This window comes from Fodinibius salinus, from assembly GCF_008124865.1.
In the GTDB taxonomy this organism is placed as follows: Bacteria; Bacteroidota; Rhodothermia; order Balneolales; family Balneolaceae; genus Fodinibius; species Fodinibius salinus.
The window spans coordinates 111,059-129,665 of the sequence record NZ_VNHY01000003.1 but is presented as its reverse complement, the minus strand read 5'-3'; the positions used below and the strand labels follow the sequence as shown (position 1 = coordinate 129,665).

Below are 18,607 nucleotides of genomic sequence, written 5' to 3'. Positions count from 1 at the left end.
ATAAATTATTCACCATTAAGCACTATGCTAATCTAAAACAACTATTTTGACTCGTTCAATACGGCTGGATGTAGCCTTACTGATGATAATTTTATAGCCATTGATTACTAGCTCTTCATTTACTTTGGGGATTCGTCCAAGCGCATTGATGATATATCCGGCCACGGTTTCAAAATCTCCTGAATCTTCCGGAAGATTAATTTCGGGATATTTTCCAACCAGATCTTCAGTCTCGATACCGGCACTCATAATATAGGTGTCATCAGAAAGTTTTTTCACAAAATGGTTTTCGGTGTCATACTCATCCTGAATATCCCCTACCACCTCTTCCAGTAAATCCTCAATGGTAATCATCCCCGCGGTACCGCCATATTCATCAATAACGATAGCAACTGAAATATTTGAGTCTCGAAATTCTGAAAGCAGGTCTTTTGACTTTTGTGAAACTGGAACCAGTTTAATAGGACGTATAATTTCGGTCAGTGAATCGGGATCGTTAAACAAGTCATAAGCAAACATAACGCCGATGATATCATCTATGCTCTCCCGATAAACCGGCAGCTTTGAATATCCCGATGAAATAAAAAGCTGTAAGGTCTCTTCAATACTCATACTTTCTTCTACGGCAAGAATATCTGTACGAGGAATCATTGACTCTTTGACTCTTTTATTTGACAGCTCAAGCACATTATTTAACATTTCTGAGTCTTCTTCGTCAATGTCCCGTCCATGCGTATCCAACAACTGTTTAAAAATAGCTCCTTGCTCTTGGTTAGAACCACCCTCTTCTGAACTGCCTATCCCTGCAAACAAATATGAAGATTGTGTAGCTAAAAAGCTGATAGGGGTAAATATCCATCGGAAAAACTGTTGAGGAAGAACGAATACTTTGACCCATCGTTCTGCATGAATATTAAAGAGTGTTTGAGGCACAAACTGCCCGAAAAGAACAAGGAGAAATGAACCGGCAATTGTTAATAACAGAATAATTGCAAATATAGAAGGAAATGAACCAACCCAACTCTGATAGTAGTTTTCAAATGTCTGCTGACCAAACAAGTGCAATAGCGTAGCAAAGATAACCGTCCCAATTACCGTACCCACCAGAGAGGTAGTAAGATAACATTCCGGCCGATTAACGAAAGTGTTTAGCAAGCGTCCGGTCCACGTATTTTTGCGCGACTCAATTTCCAGCTTTAGCCGTCCAGAGGTAACGAACGAGATGCTTGATCCTGCAAAAAAGCCAAAGAAAAGAATAGTTAAAACTATAAATAACAGTTCAATCATTAATACATGGGGTGCTAGATAAAAATTGACAGCCCTGAGGGCTGCCAATAGTTACTTTGTAATAGAAATACCAACTACTAAAGTATCCTACTATCCATCATAATTGGGTTTCCAGGTAAAGAAAATTAGTGTCCCTCAAAATTGGGGTCTCGTCCCTCAAGGAACGCTGTTGTACCTTCAATAAAGTCATCTGTATCGCAAAGCTCCCCAAAGAGGTCAGCCTCAATCTGATAACCATTTTGATTGCCCGAATGGTACACTGCCTTGAGAGCACTTTGAATAGCTATAGGACCATTTTCTAAAATGTCATCGGCAAGTGATTGTGCTGTCTCATATACATCACCATCTGTAACATCATTTACCAGCCCCATTTGGAATGCTTCATCTGCACTAATCTGCTTACCAGTTAAAATCATTTCAAGTGCGCGGGAACGACCAATTAGTTCTGACAATCGCTGAGTACCACCATATCCGGGAATCAATCCTAACCCTACCTCGGGCAGTCCTAATACAGCATCTTGCCCTGCTATCCGCATATGACAAGCCATTGCCAATTCAAGGCCACCTCCAAGAGCAAAACCATTAATAGCTGCGATAACCGGTTTCCGAGTATCAACAATCAGCTGAAAAATTTGTTGTCCCTTTTGGGAGGCCATTCGACCGGATCGGTTGCCCAACTCCTGCAGCTCTTTAATATCTGCACCCGCTGCAAAAGCCTTGTCTCCGGCTCCTTTTATGATAACAGCCCGCAGGTCTTTATCAACTTGCACACTTTTAAAAAACTGCGCCAGTTCATTAAGTACCTCATCATTCAACGCATTCAGTTTGTTGGGACGGTCAATTGTTAGGGTAGTAACACCAGAATCATCGGTATTGTGAGTGATCGTGTTAAAAGACTTACTCATAAGTAAATTATTCTTTTATCCGGCTCGAAGAATTCACTTTCGACCCCGATTCGGTTGTTTGTTGTTCGTCATTATCTAATTCAAGAAAATCTGAATCTAAGTCCAGATCATCAAGATCGGAATAAAAAGGTAAAATATCCTCATCCAGATCATCAATAAGTTGCGATGTTTCTTCGACCTCTTCAAGTAAGTTATCCAACTGAAATCCAATTTCTTCGGGATTGCTCATGGTCATCGACTGCTCGTAAATATATCGCACAGCATCTTCGATGGTTTCAAGGTGCGTTTCACAGACTAAATATTTTTCTTTTGCAATCTCAAATTTCTTTAAGCGTTTTTGTAAAATTTTAACTCTTCGTGCTTTAGTATGCTTCAAACGATCAGATTCTAACTGCTTAATATATTCTTTTTCATCCTGTACTTCACGTTTTAAGCTCTCTTCGACTGAGGTATTCATATAAAGCTGATATCGCTTATGCAGATCGAGCAGAGTAAGATAGTTGGAAATAAGCTCCTGAATTTTATTACGGATATTCTCCAGCAGGCCCTGCGAGCTGTAAGGCATCGTATCAAAATTTTCTTTGATAAGTTCGGCCAGACGCTTGAGTATCAGAAATCGTTTTTGGCTTTTTTTGTCCAACTCCTGAAATGTTGACCGTTCAGCAGCGGCAGGACTTCGTTCCTGAAGTTTTCGCATTTTCAAATCCTTTCGAAATCGCGGCAGCCGCGGCACCGTACCCAAATACATTAGCTCCAGGCCAAAAATAATGCTCAGCAATACATTTGGAGCTAACCCCACGTCCGTCAGCAGCAGTGCCGTGACGGTAGAAACCAACAGCATTCCCAAATTAATGGGGTGCATAAAAGCTTCTTTGGTAAAATTTATGGATTGCTCGTCACTCATAATACTCGTTATTATTTATGTTCTGGACGGGTCGCTGGATCATTTGATGAGCCATCTGATTTATTTCCTACTGTCTTTTCCACTTTCAGAGAATCAGCCTGCTCTTTAAGTTCTTCATATAAAAGCCCCATCTCCATTTTCACCTTTCGGAGTGTCTCTTTGGCCTGTTCTCGCTTCATTTCTTCATCAAATTCTTGTTTTTGGGCCTCAGCATCAATGTCATCCGACAGTCCCTCCATGGCTACATCAAGCCGGGCTTCTACCTGTGCGACTTTATGCTTAACTGAAAACAGAAAATCGTCAAAGGTATCGAGCATTTTACGCTTATCCATACTCTTGAGTGCCTCAGCAATATTCTGTGTCTTTTTTGCTCGCGACACGCGCTTTTTCGTCTCACGCATTTTACGATAATGCGTCTTGTACTTTTCTTTTAAACGTTCGCGTTCGCTCCGGCTGTCATTTGACATAACAGTATGCTAAGATTTTGATCGTTCTTTATTGCCGATCGTTTTATTCTGTTCTTTATCTGAGGACTTATCTTCAATATTAATTTCTTCTTCATCCGAGGAACCAACGCTTTTTTCTTCTTCGGTAGCATCCGCTTTACCCATATCAACCTTAAACTGCTTAACCAGTTCGCTGGCACGCAGCTTTTCTGCATTGGCTTCAATCTCCATGGTTTCAGTATCAATACTGTCGAGCGCCAATTCCATACGTGCCTCATTCTTGGCAGTGCGTTCATTCAGGCGATTAACCATTTCATCATGCGTTTGATCAAGTCCACCTGTCTCAAACTGTTCCAGCGCATCAGCTACCTTTCCCTGCCATTCAGCACGTTCACTGGCACGTAACGCTTCTTTCGCTTCCTGTATCTTTTGGTCCTTTTCGCGAATAAAGGCTTTCTTAACCTTCAATGCTTTCTCATAAGCCTGTTCGGCAAATTCAAGCTGCTCTTTAGAACTGGCAAGATTTTCTTTAGCCTTCTCAAGCTGCATTGCATACCCTTCAGCAATGTCATCGCGGTCTGCATTAATAGCAGACTTTATTTTTGCCGTCAGATCTTCGATCTGCTTCTCATAGTTCTTCACTTCTTTTTGAAGCATCATCATATTCGCCTTCACTGTGGCTATATTTTCATTCATCTGGGGAATCTGATCATTGAGATCCCGAATATTCTGCTCCAAAATCAGTTTCGGATCTTCCATTGAGCTTACAAATCCACCGAAAAGTGACTTTATTGCGCGAATAAATCGTTTAAACATAATATTATTGGCTTTTATTTAGTATTGCCCTTGCCCTGAACACTTAATTAAGTTATGGGATTTTTAGGATATTGCAATTATTAACATCCTATATTTCCTGAATACCCTTACTATCAACACGATGGGTAATCATCGGTGGTTGATCGGGCTTATCATCAGAAAGTGTAAATGCTTCCGCTAACATATCAGTTACTGTTTCTTTGCTTTCTTTGTTGTTCGTATAACCCACGGCTAATGTTTCATCTTTTTTAATTTTTGCCCCAACTTTATGCTTTAGCACAATTCCAGCAGTGGGATCTATATCATCTTCTTTGACTTTTCGACCAGCCCCCAGCTCTAAAGAAGCCATGCCTATCTTATAGGCATCAATCGCTGACAGATAGCCCGACTCAGGAGCACTATATTCAATATCATATTCGGCCTTCGGGTACTGATCAAAATCCTTGAGTACTTCTGTATCTCCATCCTGAGCTTCCGTCAGCTGCAGCCATTTATCAAATGCCTGCCCATTATGAACTGCTTCTTTGCTCATTTCGATACCCTTAGATACCGATTCTGCTTTATCGCCGAGCATAATCATAGTACCAGCCAACATATGTGTTACTTCCATTACGTCTTCTGGTCCATCACCACGTAGTGAGTTCACGGCCTCTTCCACCTCCAGCCAGTTTCCGATTTTATATCCCAGCGGCTGATTCATATTTGTGAGATATGCGACAGTCTCTTTGCCAAAATCTTCTCCAATAGCTACTAACGTTTGTGCCAGCTTTTTTGCATCCTCAATCGTTTTCATGAAGGCACCTGACCCAAACTTAACATCCAGTACCAGGGCATCAATACCTTCGGCCAACTTTTTACTCATAATACTCCCGGCAATAAGCGGAATTGACTCCACCGTAGCCGTAACATCACGCAGTGCGTATAATCGTTTATCAGCCGGGGCAATATCTTCGGTTTGACCAGCCATCACCATCTTGCATTCTGCTAAAATCTGCTGATAGCGTTTCAGCGACATATCTACGGTAAAACCGGGAATCGACTCCATCTTATCAAGTGTACCTCCTGTATGACCAAGTCCGCGACCCGAAATCATTGGCACCGGCACATCATAACTAGCTACGATAGGTGCCAGTATAAGCGACAACTTATCACCCACACCACCGGTGGAGTGCTTATCAACTTTCTTGCCGGGAATGTCGCTCAAATCCAGTACACGGCCAGAATGCAGCATCGCATGTGTCAGAGCTGCAACCTCATCCTTATTCAGACCGTTCAAATAGGTTGCCATCAAAAAGGCACTCATCTGATAATCCGGCACCAGGTCTTTAGTATAGGCATTAATAAGGGTGTTGATCTCATCGCGGGTCAACACCTCGCTATTTCTCTTTTTTTGAATAATTGATCCAGCATTGAATGATTTTAATGTCATAAACCGCGTAATTCAATTAATTTTTGAAGTTCAAAAATGTATATTTCTGTAAATTTTACAAGCAACCATCACTAAATGATTAATGTTTTAGCTGATCGGTATCTGCGTAATATAACATCTTATCTGCCCGATACCATTAATCTCGACTGCTATGATCCGGGGAATGGGGTGCCTGACCTCACAGACACCGATGCTTTGCTCATTCGCACCGTCACGGATATCAACAAACGAACAATGCCTGCCATACCAAAACGCCTATCATTTGTGGGCACCGGGTCTGCGGGCATTGATCACGTTGATACGGATTATCTTACCCAGTGTGGAATTACATTTTCAAATTCAGCGGGATGCAATGCGCGATCTGTTGCCGAATATGTTGCTGTATGCCTTCTATATTGGAGCGAACAACAGGAAGAAAATGTAGAACAAATGACGATTGGTATTTTAGGCGTGGGACATGTTGGCACGCAGGTCATTAAGCTTTTGAATAACCTAAATATTACAACAGTAGCTTATGACCCACCGCGCGCTGAGCGTGAAGAAAACTTTGATTCTGCAACGCTACAACAAATCCTGCAATGCGATATCTTGTCCTTCCACACACCGCTAACCCACTCCGGAGAACATCCTACCTATCACTGGCTTGCTGAAGACAAACTCAACAATCAGCAATTTTCGCTCATTATTAATGCAGCCCGCGGTGGAGTGATCGACGAACAGGCTGTTTGCAATGCAATGACTGAGGACCGTGTGGGTGATATTATTATCGATGTTTGGGAAGGTGAGCCGCAGCTCCAACTGTCAACAGCTAATCAGGCATTTATTATCACGCCGCATATTGCCGGGTATTCAATACAAGCCAAAAGAAATGCCTCAAAATTCATGGTGGATGCTATGCTAGATCATTTTGACTTGGAAAGACCATCTCATAGCGAAGAACCTGATCCCAGAATCATTGATCCTGATGTCTCACCTCCTGACTCTCTTTCTGCGATACTAGATGAACTCCACCCGTTAAAAACATACGAGAAAAAACTGCAGCAGATCATTCTGCAAAACTCTCAAAAAAGAGGAAAACTCTTTAACAAACTTCGCGCTGAATTCCCCTTGCGGCAGGAATTCAACCAAATTCAGATTCCCGCTTCCTATATTGATAAGTTTCCCATACTTGGTAAGCTCGGCTTTTCCTTAACTGCTGATTCCAAATAGTTCCAAGGCATTACTTGTCGTAATTTGGACTGTTTTTTCAAAAGAGAAGCCCTGTACTTCAGCTAATTTTTGAGCAGTGTATTTCACAAAAGAAGGTTCATTTCGTTTTCCCCTTTTGGGATCAGGTGCCAGGTAGGGCGCATCCGTCTCCAATATCATATGCTGTAAAGGAAGTTTGGCTACCGCCTCATCAACACCGGCATTCTTAAAGGTGAAGATTCCTCCTATACCGAGTGCAAGTCCTATATCTATGGCTCTTTCCCCTTCTTCTTCCAAACCTGTAAAAGAGTGCCATACTCCCCTAAGATTTCCATCCTGTTCATCCTCAATGATGTTCAATAACTCATCAGTACTATCCCGGTTGTGTAAAACAATTGGCTTACCCAACTGCTTTGCCACTTTACAATGAATGCGCAGGCTTTGCTCCTGATCAGATTTATATTCGTCACTCCAATAGTAATCGAGACCGGTCTCTCCGACCCCTACAATATCATCTTGGCTGCAATACCCATAAAGTTCTTCTTCGGTTGTGCGGGTGCCCTCATTAATATCTGTTGGATGAATACCCGCCATTTTATGGAAAGTGATTTCCAGATGAGCGATCTGTTCCATCTTTGGCAGTGAATCAAAATTAATCGCCGGCATAAAGATATGATCTACCCCCGCTTGCGCGGCGCGATCAAGAACTTCCGCAAGATCATCTTCAAACTGTTCAGCATAAATATGGCAGTGGGTATCAATCACAATATAAATGGTTTTAGGTGTGGTATTCTACGAGACGCTCCATGGGATGACGAATAAATAATCCGGCCGTCAAACCGTGTTCCTGCAAAATTTCTTTAATCACTTGCTGATGAGCATATGCTACCGATCCCACAAAGCGAACTTCATAATCAGCAGCATTTGAATACTTGGCGACAATACGCCTGACAAAGTTTTCAAATCCTTTATACAGCATTTTTCTGATATAGGGATGTTCGGCATGATTACCTAAGAAAGCTCCATAAGAAGCTATAAAGCGACTTTTCTGGGATCCGTCATATAAATTTGTTGTAATATAATTCAATGACATATTGTGTTCTTCTCTAAGGGCATTTTGCAAATCATCCGGAAGTTCATCCCGGAAGTACCTGTTGATCAGCTGCTTACCGAAATAGGCGGCACTTCCTTCATCCCCCAAGATAAAAGCCAGCGAGGGTATATGCTCAACAATTGCAGAACCATCATACAAACAAGAATTTGACCCTGTTCCCAGGATACATGCAATACCTGCTTCATTGCCCAAACAGGCACGGGCTGCAGCCAACAGGTCATGATGTACCTGTACCTCTGCGGTAGAAAAACGTTGGCTCAGCGCTTGCTCAATCATTTTTTTCTTAGCTTCACTATCGCAGCCTGCTCCATAAAAATAAATCTCATCAACAACATCTACCGTTGGTAAGAGTTCTTTTTCAATCACCGAGCCTATACTATCAGCGGAATGATAATATGGATTTAATCCCTCGGTTTGATCAGTTTGAGTAACTGAACCAGACTGATAATACCATTCAGTTTTGGTAGCTCCGCTGTCCGCAATTAAAATGCTCATAACATATTTTCTAATTTCTCGGTGGAGGCAAAGCTAATCAATTTTCGATAGAGCTACAGAAGAATATCAAAGATAGAGACTATGCAAAATTCTGACTATAATCTGATTGACCCATAAATGTAATTAAATACGCTCTGCGGATGAAACTCACCTACAGTGATTACCTCAATATTGATCAACTTCTTGATCTACAGCAGCTACGCTCGGAACCCGAAGAGCACGATGAGATGCTCTTTGTTATCATCCATCAAACGTATGAACTGTGGTTCAAGCAGGTATTACACGAAATGGATAAACTACGCGATGACCTCGAAGCGGGTAACACTTGGGGAGCGGTAAAAACCATGAAGCGGATCCTCACTATCCTAAAAACGATGGTGGGACAGATCGATATTCTTGAAACGATGACGCCGCTGGAATTCGAAAGTTTCCGTGGCTTTCTGGATGAAGCCAGTGGTTTCCAATCAGTACAATTTCGGGAAGTTGAAATATTATGCGGCCACCGCTCATCACACATGTTCAAAGCGCACGAAGATCAGCCACAATATCTTTCGCGCATGAAACAGCGCATGAATGAACCAACACTCTGGGAATCTTTTTGTTCATTTCTTTCCCAAAAGGGATATGATCCTGAAAAACCAGAAAGAAAAAATGATCAGGGCTTAGTATATGACCCTTCTGAAAAAAACCAGGAATTGCTGTTGGATATTATGCAGAATGATAACGAAACGGCCATGCTTTGCGAGCTGTTTGTTGACTTTGACGAGGGTATGCAAGAATGGAGATACCGACACGTCAAAATGGTGGAACGAACAATCGGCGACAAATCAGGAACGGGTGGTTCCAGCGGTGTTGAATACCTGCGAAAAACCCTGCACCGGCGTATCTTTCCTGACCTGTGGGAAATACGATCAGAAATTTAATAGAATTATTCCAACGATCTGCATTTTGTAATAACGAATTAACATGGACACCGATTCAAGCTCACAGCATGTAGATTTCAAAACATAATTACTGATGAATAGTATCGATCAATTAGCAACAAAACTAGCACCCCATTATTCATATTTTGATGTAAGCAACCGTCTTTTATTTACCGGCCACTCCCATCAGGCCTGGCCAAATGTAGCCTTAGAAGGACTCACTGATTCCTTTATGTCTGCAGCTACAGAAGTAGATACCAAGTGGGAGTCTGCTGCTGAACAAACAGAAATACTGCGTAATTACCTGCGCAATTATTATGATGATCCCAATGGGTTATACTGCCTGGGACAAAATACCCATCAGCTGCTGGTTTCTTGGCTTTCAAGTTTTGATCTCAACGAGAATCCCAAGGTCATTACAACAGATGGGGAATTTCATTCTATGTTTCGGCAGTTGCATCGGCTCAAAGAAGAGGGGCTGCAAGTAGCATCTGTCGATCCCTATTCAGATGGGATGGTAAATAATATTGAGCAACAAATTGACGACAACGTCTGTGCTATTATGCTCTCCCGCGTTTATTTCGAGAGTGGAATCGTTAATCAAAATATTTCTCCTATTGCAGAGCTGGCACGTAAACACAATATTCCTTTTTTGATCGATGATTACCACGGTACTAATGTCGTTCCGCTTTCTATTGCTGATCAAAATTTAGAAGACTGTTACTTTTTAATTGGCGGATATAAATATCTGCAATGGGGCGAGGGGAATTGCTTCCTGCGATTTCCAAAAGACTGCAAATTACGTCCCGCGATTACCGGATGGTTTGCTGAATTTGATGCACTTGACGAACCCCGAACTAATGACCTTGTAAGCTATGATGACGGTGACCAGCGTTTTGCCTCGGGAACGTACGATCCGGCCTCACAATTTCGGGCAGCCAAAGTCGTACAATTTTTTGAAGATCAAGGACTAACTCCCGATCTACTTCAACAACAATACCGAGAGCAAGTAAAATTGCTGAAAAACAATTTCTTAGAACATGATTTTGACCCGGAGATTATTACCCTTCGACATAATCGGCCGCTTCAAGAAAACGGGGGGTTTTTGGCGCTCCGTTCTCCCTTTGCCCGAACAATCTGTAGTCAATTAATGGAGAAAGGGGTCTTTACGGATGCCCGCGGTGATATCCTGCGGATGGGGCCGGCACCTTACATTACATCAAAACAAATTACACAGAGTATCAAACAACTAGCAGAAGTCGTCAACAGTTTAAACCCATAGTTTTGTAAGGATTAGCTCTGAAATCCATCTTACTATATAGAATTTTGTGTATCATAACGTATTCCTTGTGTAACTTTCTGCTAGAATAATTATATCTAAAAAAGGATAGCATTAAACACCTTATTAACTAGCTTATTTTTCAATACCACCTGACACTATGTTGTCAGTTTTATTTAATATATTGACCAGTGGAAACTCAAAAACCTAATTATTCAAGAATTTATGTCTGACAATAAAGATCGCGACAAGGCACTGGAAATGGCTATTGGCCAAATTGAAAAGCAACACGGCGAAGGTACCATCATGAAGCTGGGAGATGAAGCTACCAAAGATGTCCCCAGCATTTCAACGGGATCCATTATGGTCGATTATGCACTTGGTATCGGCGGTGTGCCCCGGGGAAGAGTTACCGAAATTTACGGTCCTGAAGCCAGCGGAAAAACCACTCTGGCCATGCACGTTATTGCCGAAGCACAAAAAGAAGGAGGATATGCAGCATTCATTGATGCCGAGCACGCTTTTGATCCTCGTTATGCAAAAAATTTGGGCATTAATACTGATGAACTGCTCGTCTCTCAGCCTGACAGTGGTGAACAGGCACTAGAAATTACCGAAACCCTTATACGCTCTGCAGCCCTGGATGTCATTGTTGTAGATTCTGTTGCTGCCCTGGTACCACGCGCCGAACTGGAAGGTGAGATGGGCGATTCACATGTTGGCTTGCAAGCACGGTTGATGTCGCAAGCGATGCGTAAGATCACTGCTATCATCAACAAGACCAAAACGTCGGTTATCTTTATTAATCAGATTCGCGAAAAAATTGGGGTTATGTTTGGTAATCCCGAAACAACATCTGGTGGACGTGCACTCAAATTCTACTCCTCTGTCCGTATTGATATCCGCCGTATTGGATCCGTCAAAAACAGCGGCGATGTAGTAGGTAACCGCACTAAAGTTAAGGTCGTTAAAAACAAAGTTGCCCCTCCTTTTAAGCAAGTAGAATTTAATATTATGTATGGGGAAGGTATTTCACGAATGGCCGAAATACTGGATATGGCCGTAGAGTTTGACATCATCGAAAAACGCGGAAGCTGGTACCGTTACGGAGGTGAGCCTATTGGACAGGGATCAGAAAACGCTATCGAATTTTTAGAATCTGATCCGGAGCTTACTGAAAACATTGAGCAACAAATTCGTGCTGAAATGAATCCTCAAAAGGCCGATGAAGAAGAACAAACAGATGACGAAGAAGATAATGATGACGAGAGTGACAGTGACGATGAATAATGGATGAAATATCGAATCATAATTTACCGGGCGTTATTTCTGCGGTGAGCGTTCAAAAAAATGATAAAGAACGCTATTCTATTTTCGTTGACGATGAATTTTTAATCGGTATTGCAGAACATACGTTACTTAAATTTAACCTTGCAAAAGGCGATACAATAACGCCCTCACTTTTTCGAAAATTGCAACGCCAAGAGGGGCGATCTGTAGTGAAATCATATATGATGAAACTATTGGGCCGTCGCGACCATGCCCGAAAAGAATTATTTACCAAGGCCATCCGCAAGGATTATGAGAAAGATGTGATCGAAGATGTTCTCAATGAACTGCAACAGAAAGGGTATCTCAACGAGGCTAAATTTGCTGATAAGTTTGCCTCCGACAAAAGCAGGCTTAATAAATGGGGACCGCAAAAAATAAAGTCCCATTTATTTAAGAAAGGAATACCTAATAAAATAGCAGAACAAAGTATCCAAAAAACCTTCGAGGATGTTGACTTAAAACAAAGATTTTTAGATTTGGTTTTAAAGCGTAAAAGACGATTTTTAAGAGAAGAAGACGTGTATAAACGAAAGAAGAAAGTAGTTGATCATCTGGCAAGAAAAGGATATCGGCCCGGTAATATTTTTGATCACATTGATGAGCTAATGGAAGCCATTGCACAATGAATAATTTTACCCTTGAGCGTGTCATAAAATCGGTATTAGGGATAGCCGGTATTACGGTGCTGGGATTGTTGCTATATTATTTTGGTACGCTTGTAGGATATGCCATAGTAGCTATGATTTTTAGCTACATGCTTGACCCACTCGTCAACCGTATGCAGGCAGCCGGAATGAATCGAACTGGGGCCATCGTACTTGTATTAAGCGCACTTATGCTTATCCTCGTCTGGATTTCTACCAATATTATCCCCATAATAGCTAATCAAATGGTAGAACTGGCCGGGCAGCTCAATATTCAAAACATCCAAAATATTACCCGCCAAATTGAAGAGCGGCTCATTCAAGAATTTTCATTTTTACCAAAGGATTTTTTAAGCGACAATTTAACCCAGGGTTTGCAAAATCTATTTGATGTTGGTGAGCTACCTGCTGCCCTCAGCAATATTATCGGCATATTCACTAATATTTTTTCTGCGGCACTTATCATTCCTTTTGCCACCTTCTTTTTCCTAAAAGACGGTCTCACTATTCGACGTGATATTCTACAGATCGTCCCCAATAAATATTTTGAGACTTCGCTTAGTATCATTGATAAGATTGAAACGCGGCTGGGCATTTATTTTCGAAGCGTTATGCTCCAAAGCCTTATTGTGGCCTTCACCTCATGGTTAGGGCTGACTGTCGTTGGGCTTGAAAATGCCCTGTCAGTAGGTATTGCCGTGGGACTTGCCAACACCATTCCCTACTTTGGTCCTATTATCGGCTATATTCTTTCAATTATTGTTTCAATCATAGAAGTGGGCGACTTTTCACTGGTACTACCCTGTATTTTAGCCATCTTGCTTGTACAAATTCTCGACAATATTGTACTACAACCATTAATCTTTTCACGGTCAGCAGACATGCACCCTGTTGCTATCTTATTTATTATTATGATTGGGGCACAAGTTGGTGGCATTCTGGGTATGCTAGTTGCTATTCCTATTGCAACAATTATCAAGATTACCTTTAATCAGATTAGCTGGAGTTATAATAATTACCATGTATTTCGAAGCAGTTCGTAACTGATCCTAACAGTGGATTAGTTGATATTTTAGCTTAATCTGTTCCTTTTTTTACTTATCTTTTCGGGCAAACTTTATACAACTTTATTTTTCTTTTTGCCTTGACCAACATCGTTGTTTTCGCCTCGGGATCGGGAACTAATTTTCAGGCTATTATTGATGCCGTTGAGTCCGGCCAAATAAATGGACGGATTGCCGGGCTCATAACCAATAAATCAGGAATACAGGCTATAGAACGGGCCCAAAAACACGATATTGAACATCGTCTCCTTGCCCCCTCTCAATTTTCCGACCGGTCAAGATATATAAATACCCTCTTGGATCAACTAACGGATTGGGAAACTGATCTTATTGTCTTAGCCGGATATATGCTTAAAATTCCGCCGAAAGTCATTGAACAATTCCGCGGAAGGATCGTAAATATCCATCCGTCACTGCTGCCCAAATACGGTGGTAAAGGATTTTACGGAATGCGTGTGCATCAGGCAGTAATTGACAATAATGAGGATAAATCCGGTTGTACGGTCCACCTTGTTACCGAAAAGTATGATGACGGTCCCATTTTGGGCCAACGTAAAGTACCAGTAAAAGACTCTGACGATGCCGATACGCTGGCCGACCGTATCCTCAAAGAGGAACACAAACTTTTTCCCGAAATTATAGCCCAACTCACCGACAAGCTAAATTCTAAATCCAATAATTAGACTGTGTCTTTACAACCTCTATCTCAGCTACCTCAAGACCCCTTAACAATAAATCGTGCCCTTCTTTCGGTTTCTGATAAAACCGAAATTATTAATTTGGCCCGATGCCTTCACCAACATGACGTACAAATTATTTCTACCGGCGGAACGGCCCAAAAAATTCGAGAAGCCGACATTCCGGTAACTGATGTAAGTGAAATTACGGGCTTTGAAGAGTGCCTTGATGGACGGGTAAAAACACTTCATCCGATTATTCACGGAGGCATTCTGGGACGTACAAGCCACCAGCCCGACCTTGACGAAATGCAGAAGCTGGACATCGATCCCATTGAACTAGTCGTAACAAATCTCTATCCCTTTAAAGAAACTATTGCCAACCCCGACTGTACTCCGGCTGTAGCTACCGAAAATATAGATATTGGCGGACCAACGATGATTCGTGCTGCAGCTAAAAATTTTGCTCATGTAGGTGTACTTACCAGTCCGTCGCAATATGCTGATTTCATTTCCGAGCTCAATCAGGACGGAAAAATATCATTTCCAAAACGTAAAGAATGGGCCAAGCAGGCTTTTAATCACACAGCCGGCTACGATAACGCTGTCGCGAATTACTTTAATAACTTGGATAATACTGAAGATGAACTAGCGGACCAGCTAAACATTTCGCTTCCCAAGTCTCATAGTCTGCGCTATGGTGAAAACCCTCATCAAAAGGCAGCCGTTTATGGCAACCAGTCAACATTTATTGACTGCTTTCACGGGAAACAACTAAGTTATAATAATTATACTGATGTTGATGCTGCACTGAATTTCATTGCTGATTTTTGGGATTCCAAACCCACCTGTGGCATCTTTAAACATACCACTCCCTGCGGCATTGCCTGCGATGATAAATTAGCCAAAGCCTGGCAAAAAGCGTTTGCTACTGATACGATGTCTCCATTCGGCGGTATTGTGGTTGTTAACAAAGAGTTGGATTTAGATACAGCCAAAGAAATTGATGAAATCTTTACTGAAATTATTATTGCACCGTCCTATAGTAAAGAAGCTCTCAACTTACTTCAGGAAAAGAAAAAGCGCCGTCTCATCCGCATTAAAAAATTGCCTAATACAGAAAACGCAATACAGTTCCGATCGATTTTTGGTGGTGCACTTAGTCAGGATTCGGACCTTAAAATAGTCGGCAAAAACGAACTGCAAACTGTTACAAAGCGCAAGCCATCAAAGCAGGAAATTGAAGACTTATTATTTGCCTGGAAAGTCGTTAAGCATGTAAAATCTAATGCCATTGTTTATGCTAAAGACAATCAAACCATTGGCATTGGAACGGGACAAACAAGCCGCGTAGAATCATCTCAAACTGCTATTGCCAAAGCCCAGCAAGAAAGATTATCTCTGGAAAATACAGCTATTGCCTCTGATGCCTTTTTCCCCTTTCCCGACGGAGTAGAAGCGGCAGCCGAAGCAGGGGCAACATCGGTAATCCAGCCGGGCGGAAGTATTCGGGATGATCAGGTTATTAAAGCTGCTGATAACCTTGATTTAGCAATGGTCTTTACCGGGAACAGGCATTTTCGTCATTAACAGAAATCCGTTTTATTTTAGGCAAGTAATTGATTAATTCGGAAAAAGAGCAACATTATTGTATTTTCAGATTTTGCTGAAATAACTGTTGTAAAATAACTTCGATATTCGTTCATCTACCACATCATGACCATGGATAATCGCACACCAAAAAAGAAAAAAGGAAAGGAAAAAGCGGGATGGTTCGACTGGCTCTATACTGATATTGCCATTGACCTTGGCACCGCTAATACTTTGATATATTCGCGCGGTGAAGGTATCGTTCTAAATGAGCCTTCTATCGTTGCACTCAATACCAACAATGAACCTGTGGCGTCGGGACATGAAGCCCGCTTAATGCATGAAAAAACGCATAAAAACATCCGCACGGTACGCCCACTACGAGATGGCGTTATTGCTGATTTTGAAGTAGCCGAGCAGATGATCCGCGGAATGATTGACAAAGTTAAGACAAAATGGTACAGCAATGCCCGACAGATGGTTGTATGTGTGCCCAGCGGCATTACCGAAGTTGAACGACGCGCCGTACGTGACAGTGCAGAACATGCTGGAGCAAAATCTGTTTTTCTCGTAGATGAACCCATGGCCGCCGCCATCGGTATTGGACTTAATGTACATGAACCTATCGGGAATATGATCGTAGATATTGGCGGTGGGACTACAGAAATTGCTGTGATTGCCCTTTCCGGTATTGTATATGCACAGTCAGTACGGCTAGGCGGTGATGAGCTAAATGATGATATCATCAACTATTTTCGGCGCAACCACAATTTGTTGATTGGTGAGCGTACAGCTGAAAAAATTAAATGTGAAATTGGTTCTGCGGCACCACTCGACGAAGAACTTGAAATGCCAACCAAAGGACGGGACCTCGTTAATGGCGTACCCCGCACGCGACAGGTTACTTCCAGAGATGTACGAGAAGCTATATCAGAATCGGTCAATACTATTGTAGAATCAATAACCAAATCACTGGAGCAGACTCCTCCTGAACTTTCTGCCGATATCCTGGATCGTGGGATTATGCTTACCGGCGGCGGAGCAAAGTTGAAGAACCTTGATAAACTCATCATGGAAACAACTGATCTTCCAGTCCATATTGCTGAAGATCCACTGACAGCTGTAGTCCGTGGGACGGGTTCTATCTTAGAAGATCTGGAACATTACAAAACGGTGATTAACTAAAGCAGTCAACAGTGAATGCGATTTCGACTTCCCAGTATAGCTGATGTAAAAGATCATATTCTAACGGCTGTTTTCCTTTTAATGGCCGTTACGCTTATGGTGGGGCGTTACCAGGGAGGCTTAGATAATCTTCGAAAAGTTTCAGTTACGTTATTTAGCTATCTCGAAGAACCCCTTTCTAATATTCGTGTTTATCGGCAGGCGTTAAAAACAAACACCCAACTCCGTAAACAAAATGTACTACTGCTTGATGAACTAAACCGTCTGCGGGCTGCAGAACAGCAAAATCGCAGATTCCGCGAAATGCTTCAGTTCAAACGTTCTTCCGAACTTAGTTTGTATCCGGTACAAATTGTAGGAAAAGAACTCAACCAAGTTGCCAATTCTTTAACGATTGATGCCGGCACGAACCAAGGCATAAAACAGGGTATGCCAATGGTATCAGCCGATGGACTGATAGGGAAAGTAATTATAACATCACCGGGCTATTCACAAGTAATGCCTTTTTTTAATACGCTTTTTAGGCTCAGTGCAAAGCTGCAAACCTCCAATGCCATGGGCATCATCTCTTGGGATAATGAGTCCATTTCTGAACTGCAACTTAATTATATCCCGCAAACAATTAGCGTTGATTCTGGTGAAACAGTCGTTACATCCGGTTCAAGTAATCAGTTCCCTCCCGATATTCCCATTGGTACGGTTGTGCGAACAGAACAGCTAGAAGGCAAAGAAACCCAGAAAGTATTTGTAAAACCATTCGCTAACCTTCATACCGTTGCCGAGGGATTTATCATCAAATTTAAACCTGATACCAGCATTAAAAAGTTAAATAAACAATACGAGGATCTGCTCGAGTGAACCCTGACAGACTTAAACATATTGGCCTCGGCATTCTTTTTCTGGTAGTTCAGATTGTAATATTTCGACATTTAAAAATTTACCAGATACAACCGGATCTAGTACTTGTATTTCTCATCTGGTATGCTGCTCGACAAAATCGTACTTCAGCAATCGTAATGGCAGCTGGTCTTGGCTTTTTACAGGATGCACTGCTCGATCTTTGGGGATTACACATGTTCTCTAAGACATTACTTGTCTTTTTGAGCTTTAACTTTATCCCAAAAAATAAGAGCAAAAACCTACTTATTGGTCAAGTTTTTCTAATTATTCTTATTGCTGCAATAATACATAATCTCATTTTCTTAGGCCTCAATAGCGCCATCATAAACTATACCGGGGAAACATATTTTTGGCGATACTTGTTGGGTAATAGTCTATATACTGCTTTTGTTGCCGGTGTTCTATACCTGTTTCAAAGCAAATAACGGA

19 protein-coding genes are annotated in these 18,607 nt (G+C 41.8%); 11 read left to right on the top strand and 8 right to left on the bottom strand.

Features of this window, described 5'->3' with window-relative positions; all coding sequences use genetic code 11:
• Positions 1-27 precede the first annotated feature (27 nt).
• The 6 genes from LX73_RS09750 to LX73_RS09725 all read right to left on the bottom strand — a co-directional run bounded on the left by LX73_RS09750 (position 28) and on the right by LX73_RS09725 (position 5,787).
• The gene (locus LX73_RS09750; RefSeq protein WP_148899315.1) at positions 28-1,287 is read right to left on the bottom strand and encodes a hemolysin family protein; all 1,260 of its coding nucleotides are present in this window, start codon (positions 1,285-1,287) and stop codon (positions 28-30) included.
• A 125-nt stretch (positions 1,288-1,412) separates the two neighbouring features.
• Entirely contained in the window at positions 1,413-2,192 is a 780-nt protein-coding gene (locus LX73_RS09745; RefSeq protein ID WP_148899314.1) for an enoyl-CoA hydratase/isomerase family protein, read from the bottom strand.
• A 7-nt stretch (positions 2,193-2,199) separates the two neighbouring features.
• Positions 2,200-3,096, bottom strand: a complete 897-nt coding sequence (locus LX73_RS09740) for a hypothetical protein (RefSeq protein ID WP_148899313.1) — start codon at positions 3,094-3,096, stop codon at positions 2,200-2,202.
• An 11-nt stretch (positions 3,097-3,107) separates the two neighbouring features.
• On the bottom strand, positions 3,108-3,563 hold the full coding sequence (locus tag LX73_RS09735; protein ID WP_148899312.1) for a hypothetical protein: 456 nt from the start codon (positions 3,561-3,563) through the stop codon (positions 3,108-3,110).
• 9 nt (positions 3,564-3,572) lie between these two features.
• A complete protein-coding gene (locus tag LX73_RS09730) occupies positions 3,573-4,358 on the bottom strand; it encodes a PspA/IM30 family protein (RefSeq protein WP_148899311.1) in 786 nt (261 codons plus the stop codon).
• An 88-nt stretch (positions 4,359-4,446) separates the two neighbouring features.
• Entirely contained in the window at positions 4,447-5,787 is a 1,341-nt protein-coding gene (locus LX73_RS09725) for a thymidine phosphorylase (protein WP_148899310.1), read from the bottom strand.
• 75 nt (positions 5,788-5,862) lie between these two features.
• Between LX73_RS09725 and LX73_RS09720 the strand changes: the two genes are divergently transcribed.
• On the top strand, positions 5,863-6,996 hold the full coding sequence (locus tag LX73_RS09720; RefSeq protein ID WP_148899309.1) for a 4-phosphoerythronate dehydrogenase: 1,134 nt from the start codon (positions 5,863-5,865) through the stop codon (positions 6,994-6,996).
• On the opposite strand, the gene LX73_RS09715 is transcribed toward LX73_RS09720, so the two are convergent.
• A complete protein-coding gene (locus LX73_RS09715; RefSeq protein ID WP_148899308.1) occupies positions 6,976-7,740 on the bottom strand; it encodes a TatD family hydrolase in 765 nt (254 codons plus the stop codon). The two genes, LX73_RS09720 and LX73_RS09715, sit on opposite strands and share 21 nt — an antisense overlap.
• Before the next feature lie 13 nt (positions 7,741-7,753).
• Positions 7,754-8,584 carry a hypothetical protein gene (locus LX73_RS09710; protein ID WP_148899307.1) on the bottom strand — a complete coding sequence of 277 codons (831 nt, stop codon included), beginning with the start codon at positions 8,582-8,584 and terminating at the stop codon, positions 7,754-7,756.
• 140 nt (positions 8,585-8,724) lie between these two features.
• Here LX73_RS09710 and LX73_RS09705 point away from each other — a divergent pair, with 140 nt between their 5' ends.
• The 10 genes from LX73_RS09705 (at position 8,725) to mreD (ending at position 18,603) form a co-directional block, all read left to right on the top strand.
• On the top strand, positions 8,725-9,507 hold the full coding sequence (locus LX73_RS09705) for a tryptophan 2,3-dioxygenase (protein ID WP_148899306.1): 783 nt from the start codon (positions 8,725-8,727) through the stop codon (positions 9,505-9,507).
• Between the two features lie 94 nt (positions 9,508-9,601).
• The gene (locus LX73_RS09700) at positions 9,602-10,789 is read left to right on the top strand and encodes an aminotransferase class V-fold PLP-dependent enzyme (RefSeq protein ID WP_148899305.1); all 1,188 of its coding nucleotides are present in this window, start codon (positions 9,602-9,604) and stop codon (positions 10,787-10,789) included.
• Between the two features lie 222 nt (positions 10,790-11,011).
• Positions 11,012-12,076, top strand: coding sequence for a recombinase RecA (gene recA, locus LX73_RS09695; RefSeq protein WP_148899304.1), 1,065 nt, complete (start codon positions 11,012-11,014; stop codon positions 12,074-12,076).
• Positions 12,076-12,744, top strand: a complete 669-nt coding sequence (locus LX73_RS09690; RefSeq protein ID WP_148899303.1) for a regulatory protein RecX — start codon at positions 12,076-12,078, stop codon at positions 12,742-12,744. The genes recA and LX73_RS09690 overlap by 1 nt, the downstream gene beginning before the upstream one ends.
• Positions 12,741-13,805, top strand: coding sequence for an AI-2E family transporter (locus LX73_RS09685; protein WP_148899302.1), 1,065 nt, complete (start codon positions 12,741-12,743; stop codon positions 13,803-13,805). Before LX73_RS09690 ends, LX73_RS09685 begins: the two co-directional genes overlap by 4 nt.
• A gap of 101 nt (positions 13,806-13,906) precedes the next feature.
• Positions 13,907-14,509 carry a phosphoribosylglycinamide formyltransferase gene (purN, locus tag LX73_RS09680; RefSeq protein ID WP_148899301.1) on the top strand — a complete coding sequence of 201 codons (603 nt, stop codon included), beginning with the start codon at positions 13,907-13,909 and terminating at the stop codon, positions 14,507-14,509.
• Positions 14,510-14,512: 3 nt separating this feature from the next.
• Positions 14,513-16,093, top strand: a complete 1,581-nt coding sequence (gene purH, locus LX73_RS09675) for a bifunctional phosphoribosylaminoimidazolecarboxamide formyltransferase/IMP cyclohydrolase (protein WP_148899300.1) — start codon at positions 14,513-14,515, stop codon at positions 16,091-16,093.
• Positions 16,094-16,225: 132 nt separating this feature from the next.
• Positions 16,226-17,278: a rod shape-determining protein gene (locus tag LX73_RS09670; protein WP_170245660.1), complete on the top strand. Its 1,053-nt coding sequence runs from the start codon at positions 16,226-16,228 to the stop codon at positions 17,276-17,278.
• 15 nt (positions 17,279-17,293) lie between these two features.
• Positions 17,294-18,136, top strand: a complete 843-nt coding sequence (gene mreC, locus LX73_RS09665; RefSeq protein ID WP_246138222.1) for a rod shape-determining protein MreC — start codon at positions 17,294-17,296, stop codon at positions 18,134-18,136.
• A complete protein-coding gene (gene mreD / locus LX73_RS09660; RefSeq protein WP_170245659.1) occupies positions 18,133-18,603 on the top strand; it encodes a rod shape-determining protein MreD in 471 nt (156 codons plus the stop codon). Before mreC ends, mreD begins: the two co-directional genes overlap by 4 nt.
• Positions 18,604-18,607 lie beyond the last annotated feature (4 nt).